Raw genomic sequence first — 5,731 nt, 5'->3', positions numbered from 1 at the left:
GCCTGCGCGACGAGCCCCGGCTCCGCGCCCACCACCCGTACCAGGCCGCCCGCGCCGACCTGCTGGAGCGCCTCGGCCGTCTGCCCGAGGCCGCGTCCGCCTACCGCGCCGCACTCGAACTGGCCGGAACCGACCCCGAGCGCGCCCACCTGCGCCGCCGCCTGGCCGCCCTGGAAACCCGGCTGTAACGCGCTACCGGACGTCCAGCCAGACCGGGTTCGTCAACGCCGCCATGGGCCCGGCCGTCCCGTCCGCCGCCGCCGCGTGCCGGACCTCGGCGCGCACGTACGCGGCGTAGGACGGCGTGGTCTGCCACTCGAACGTGCCCGCCCCCGAGTCCGGGACCGCCGCCCAGAACAGCGGCCCCTGGTCGGTGATGAACCGCACCGAGCAGCCCTTCCCGACCCCGGACACCTCCAGCCGGACGGTCACCGGACGGTCCGCGCGCGCCGCGAGCCGTTCCCCGATCCCCGCCCGCCGGACGCCCCCCGAGACCGCGAAGTCCAGTTCCACCTGGGACGACTCGGCGATCCAGCTCCGTCCCGCGCGGAGCCCGGCCAGGATCGCGGACCGGCTCAGCTCGTCGGCCAGCACGACCGTCTGCGGCAGCCCGACGACCTGCGGCTCGCGGTGCGCGTCGCTGTTGCCCATCGCGGGCAGCCACCGGCCGCGCCCGCGCGCGGCGGTGACCAACTGGTTGTCCCAGTCCCCGACCGACATCTCGTCGTCGGGGGAGTAGGTGGAGTTCCACACCTCCATCGCGTCCGCCTGGTCGTAGCCGTACTTCCAGAACGACCCGATCGACGTGCCGTGCGGGTGCGCGGGCACCACGATCCCGCCCGCCTGCCGGATCCGCCGCGCGTACCTTTCCCACTCGTCGTCCCGCGCGCGGTAGCGCCAGTCCACGAACGTGCCCGGCTCGACGCCGATCGCCAGGACGTGCCCGTTGCGCGTGGTGACCTCCTCGCCCGGCAGGATCAGCAGGTCGTCGCCCCACAGCCCGGCCCACGCGCCGTGCGCGGACGAGGTGTTGTGGTCGGTCGTGGTGATGAAGTCCAGCCCGGCGACGCGCGCGGCGGCCGCGACCTCGGCGGGCGTCCGCTTACCGTCCGAGTGGACGGTGTGCAGGTGGCAGTCGCCCCGGTACCAGGCGCGTCCCCGCCCCTTGGCCCGCGCCGGCGGGTACACCGGACGCGGCGTCGTGCCCGCCGCCCCGTATCGCAGGGTGACCGTGACGCTGTAGTTCACGCCCTGCGGCGCGACCGTGTACGGCCCGAGGACGATGTGCCAGGTCCCGGCGTTGACCGGTCCCGCGAGGTAGCCGGGCGTCGCCTGCTCCGCGCTGATCGTGAACTCGGTGCGCGCCCCGCCCGACCAGCCGCGGAAGCCGCGTCCGCCCAGCTCGGTGCCGCGCTCGTCGAAGACGCCGATGTCGCACGCGTTCCCCTGCGTCCCGGACGGCACCTGCGGCCGGTCATAGGTGTAGGAGACCGCGATCTCCCGGACGCCGCGCGGGACCTCGACCGGCAGGTACACGTAGTCGGCCGCGCCGGTCGGCAGATGCCCGCTGACCGTCCGCGTCACCTCCCCGGAGCCGGGCGCGCCGCCGGGAGCCGCGCCGGGCGCGTCCGCGCGCGCGAACGTGACCGGATCGAGGGTGAGCACACCCGCGCCCGCGATCACCGAGAGCCTGAGAACGTCGCGACGCCGCATGCGCCCCTCCAACCGGATCGAGAACCGCCGATCAGCGTCGTCCTCGCCGGTTACGGGCGCGCGAACCGTCCGCGATCGCCCGGTGGCGCGCAGGCGAAGCCGTCCCCGGGAACCCGGGCGGCGGCGGGCTCAGCCGCGGGTGGCGGTGAAGTGGAGGGTGACGTCGGCGGGCGCGCTCGCGGACGCGGCGTCCCGCGCGAGCGACGTGGAGATCTCGTACACGACCTCGTGGTCGTCGCCGTCGCCGCGGCCGGTCCAGCGGCCGAACGCCCGGTTCCGGCGGGCGAGATCGAGCAGGGTTCCGCTGAAAACCGGGAACGGCATCAGCGCGCCCGCGTGCTCGAAGACCCCGACGTGCACGTCCCGGGACGCGGTCGCCGGGTCCGCGCACTCGACGCGCAGGGCCACCACGGCGTCCTCGTCCGCCCGGTACCGGACGACGAGGGTGTCGCGGTGATGCTCCCCGGGGGCCAGCGCGTCCAGGTGGAGGCCGGTGGCGATCTCCTCGCCGGGGCTCAGCGCGAGCACCGGCACGTGCTGCCGGGCGTCCGTCTCAGGAACCGGCGACGTGACGGGGGCGGGGGCGGTAGGGGCGGACATGGGCTGGACGGTCACAGGACGACTCCTCCGACGCACTCTCTCTTTAGTCTGTCTAACCAAAATGAGAGGCCGGATATTCCCACGTCAGAGGGGCTGCGGGCCTGTCGTCACCGGGCCTGGAGGGCCTCCCAGGCGCTCCCGACGACCTCCGCGAGGGCGGACCGCTCCGGCGCCCAGCCGAGATCGCGGCGGATCGCCGCCGTGTCGGACAGCAGCAGCGGCGGCTCCGGCGCCGGCGGCCGGTGGACGACCCGCACGTCCCGCCCGGTCACCTTCTCGACCGTCCCGATCACCTCCGCGACGGACGCGCCGACCCCCGAACCGACGTTGTAGACGCGGTGGGTGCCGGGTGTCGCGGCGGTCAGGGCGAGCTCGTACGCGCGCGCGAGGTCGTCCACATGCAGGTACTCGCGGACGGCCCCGCCGTCGCCGTTCACCTCCAGGTGCGGAGCCGTCCCGGCGGCCACGGCGAGCGCGCGCGGGATCAGCCGCGTCGGGTCGGGGTCGCCGCGTCCGTCCACCGACCCGGACACGTTGAACGTCCGCAGCACCACCGCGCCGATCTGCCCCGTCGCCGCCTGGTACCGGACCGCGTCCTCGGCCGCCAGCTTCGACGCCCCATAGGGATTGGACGGCGCAGCCGGCTGCGTCTCCAGAACGGGCAGCTCGTCAGGCGTCCCGTAGACGGCCCCCGTGGAGCCGTACACGACCGTGGGCTCGCCCCGCAGAGCGTCCAGCAGATGCACCGTGCCCTGGACGTTCGCCGTGTAGAACCGCAACGGCTCCGTGAACGACTCGCGCACGCGCGTGAGCGCGGCCAGATGGCACACCGCGTCATAGGTCCCGTCCAGCGTGAGCGGCCCCAGCAGGTCACCGACCACCGGACGGACCCCTGGCGGCACCGTCCTGCCGGGCGCGCGCACGAGCCCGTCCACCTCGTGCCCGGCCGCCACCAGCCGACGACCGACCGCGTAACCGACGTAACCCGCCGCTCCTGTCACCAACACGCGCATGTGTCCAGCATGACCAGCGTCGCCGAGGCGGGCAATGACCGGCGGCGTGTCACACCCTCACCAGAGCCGGTGTGTCAGACGCGCGAGTACACGCCCGGATACCCGGGACGCGCGCACCCGTACGCCCACGACGTCAACGCCACGACACGTCCGTTCACCAGCAACGGCCCGCCGCTGTCGAACTGGCACGTGTCCGCCTGCGGCGATCCCGCGCACAGCATGTCGGACGCGTCGTAGGACGACCCGTAGGCGGCCGTGCAGGCCGCGTCCCCGCGCAGCGGCACCGAGGCCGCGTGCAGCCGCGTGTTGAACAGATTCGACTCCGACGTGGTGCCCCAGCCGACGACCTCGCCCGCGCGCGCGTCGCCCGCACGTCCGGTCGCGACGGTCGGCCGGTTCACGCGCCGCTTCAACGTCAGCACGGCGACATCGTGGTGCTGGACGTCCTCGGTCTTGAACTTGGTCTCGTGGTAGCGCGGATCGACCCACACGCTCTTGACGGTCACGGCCTCACCGCCCTTGTCGCGCAGGTCGCTGAGCCCGAACGTCACCCGCAGGACGCCGGGCAGGCCCCGCACGGACGCGACGCAGTGGGCGGCGGTCAGCACCTTGTCGGGCGCGGTGAGCGCGCCGCCGCAGAACTGCCCGGCGGGACGCACGAAGAAGAACGGCGAGCCGACCGCCCCCAGCCACGGGTACCGCGCGGCGGACGCCTCCCGGCCGTGCACGACCGCGGCGGCGGACGCGGCGGGGAGCAGGGCGGCGGCGGACACTGCGGCAGCGGCGGTGAGAGCGGCACGGCGCAGGGGAGAGGGGAGTGCCATGCAGCGAATGTAGGAAATCACTGGACGTGCTGCACGGTATTCCGCCCGTTCCGTCCGTTTCGGCGGTCCGCCGCGTTCCGCCGCTCGTGCCGGGGGAAGTTCACCAGCGCCGCCAGCGCGAGCGCGAAACCGGCCGTGCGCAGCGCGAACGGCACCGGGTCGGACGGCCAGCCCTCGTGGTACAGCACCGTGCTCGCCAGCACGAGGTACCCGCGGCCGATGACGGTCAGCACCGTCGCGATGATCACCAGCCGGCAGCGCTGCAGCGCCACCTGCAACTGCCCCAGCGCCAGCGCCGCGAGCCCGAGCGTCAGGTACGGGTAGGGCGTGTTCAGGACGGCCACGACGTCGCGGTGCGAGTCCTCGAACACCAGCGCCATGCCCCGGATGCCAGCCTCGGCCAGCCCCGCGCACACGCCCGCGCCGATCCCGTAGGCGACCCCGGCCAGCCGCCGCGCGTGCCGTCCGCCCGCGCGCCGGTCCCCGACCAGCCACACCAGCCCGGCGACCAGCAGCGCCGGAACCGTCACCGCGACCAGCGGCCACGGGTCCGCCAGCGTGTGCCGCCACCCGCGCTCGGCCGACGCCGACCCGTCCTCGGCGGACAAACCGATCAGCACCGTCGCCACCACGAACAGCGCGACGCTCGCCCACTCGCGCCCCGTCATCCGCTCGCCGAGCACCCCCACCGCGTAGACCACCAGCAGGACGAGGCTCACCGCGAACACCGGCTGCGCCACCGCCAGCGGCAGCTCCTCGAACGCCACCACCTCGCCGGCGAGCCCCGCGAACAGCAGCAGCCCGCCGCCGAACCACACCGGGTCGGTCAGCATCGTCCAGGCGACCTGGAACGGGCGGCCGCCCCGCAGCGGCGGCATCCGCCCGGCCGCCGCCCGGAACACCACGAAGGCGACGTAGTACGTGCTGGTCGCGAGCAGGGCCAGCGCTGCGTAACCGAGGTCGTGGCCCATCGGCGGGACCTTTCGGGGCGGGGTCGCGGGGAGATTCGGGTTGACACCATCGCGTGTCCGCCCGTGCCCTGACAATCCCTTCGGACGAACTTCCGGCGCCCTCGTGTCATCCGGCGAGGGCGCTCACGCGTCGTCCCGACGCCCACCCGCGTCCGGCGGTGGCCCCGCGTTCCGGCCCTGGGGGCTCAGTCCCACTTGCGGCCGGAACGGGAGAACCGCCCGACCAGCGACGGCGGCACGAACCGGCTCAGCCCCACGATCGCCTTGTACTGCGCGCCCGGGACGCTGACCCCGACCCCGCGCCGCAGATCCCGCAGCGCCTCGTCCACGACCCTGTCCCGGTCGAGCCACATGAACTCGGGGACGCCCGCCATGTCCATCCCCGCGCGCTCGTGGAACTCGGTGTGCACGAACCCCGGGCACAGCGCCATGACCCGCACCCTCTCCGCGCCCGGACGCCCCGCGATCTCGGACGCGGCGGCCTGCGAGAACGACACGACCCACGCCTTGGACGCGCCGTAGGTCCCCCGCGTCGCGAACGCCGCGACCGACGCCACGTTGACGACCCCGCCGCGCCCGCGCTCCAGCATCCCCGGCAGCGCCGCGAGAA

6 protein-coding genes and 1 pseudogene are annotated in these 5,731 nt (G+C 74.3%); 1 reads left to right on the top strand and 6 read right to left on the bottom strand.

Going from position 1 to position 5,731, the window contains the following annotated elements:
- Positions 1-188 (top strand): annotated as a pseudogene (locus tag AB0J52_RS24235) (RNA polymerase sigma factor); the annotation flags it as partial.
- A gap of 4 nt (positions 189-192) precedes the next feature.
- Here AB0J52_RS24235 and AB0J52_RS24230 read toward each other — a convergent pair.
- The 6 genes from AB0J52_RS24230 to AB0J52_RS24205 form a co-directional block, all read right to left on the bottom strand.
- Positions 193-1,713, bottom strand: a complete 1,521-nt coding sequence (locus AB0J52_RS24230) for a CehA/McbA family metallohydrolase (protein ID WP_500184382.1) — start codon at positions 1,711-1,713, stop codon at positions 193-195.
- A 129-nt stretch (positions 1,714-1,842) separates the two neighbouring features.
- Positions 1,843-2,313: a hypothetical protein gene (locus tag AB0J52_RS24225; RefSeq protein ID WP_500184380.1), complete on the bottom strand. Its 471-nt coding sequence runs from the start codon at positions 2,311-2,313 to the stop codon at positions 1,843-1,845.
- A gap of 107 nt (positions 2,314-2,420) precedes the next feature.
- Entirely contained in the window at positions 2,421-3,326 is a 906-nt protein-coding gene (locus AB0J52_RS24220; RefSeq protein WP_500184378.1) for an NAD-dependent epimerase/dehydratase family protein, read from the bottom strand.
- A 74-nt stretch (positions 3,327-3,400) separates the two neighbouring features.
- A complete protein-coding gene (locus AB0J52_RS24215; protein WP_500184376.1) occupies positions 3,401-4,150 on the bottom strand; it encodes a serine protease in 750 nt (249 codons plus the stop codon).
- A gap of 17 nt (positions 4,151-4,167) precedes the next feature.
- A complete protein-coding gene (locus AB0J52_RS24210) occupies positions 4,168-5,121 on the bottom strand; it encodes a DMT family transporter (RefSeq protein WP_500184374.1) in 954 nt (317 codons plus the stop codon).
- 185 nt (positions 5,122-5,306) lie between these two features.
- The coding region (locus AB0J52_RS24205) for an SDR family NAD(P)-dependent oxidoreductase (RefSeq protein ID WP_500184373.1) at positions 5,307-5,731 on the bottom strand (425 nt) is incomplete at its 5' end.

The sequence above is a fragment of the Spirillospora sp. NPDC049652 genome, from assembly GCF_040675125.1.
GTDB lineage: Bacteria > Actinomycetota > Actinomycetes > Streptosporangiales > Streptosporangiaceae > Spirillospora.
Note: the sequence above shows the minus strand (reverse complement) of the source record. Positions and strands in the feature narration are given on the sequence as shown.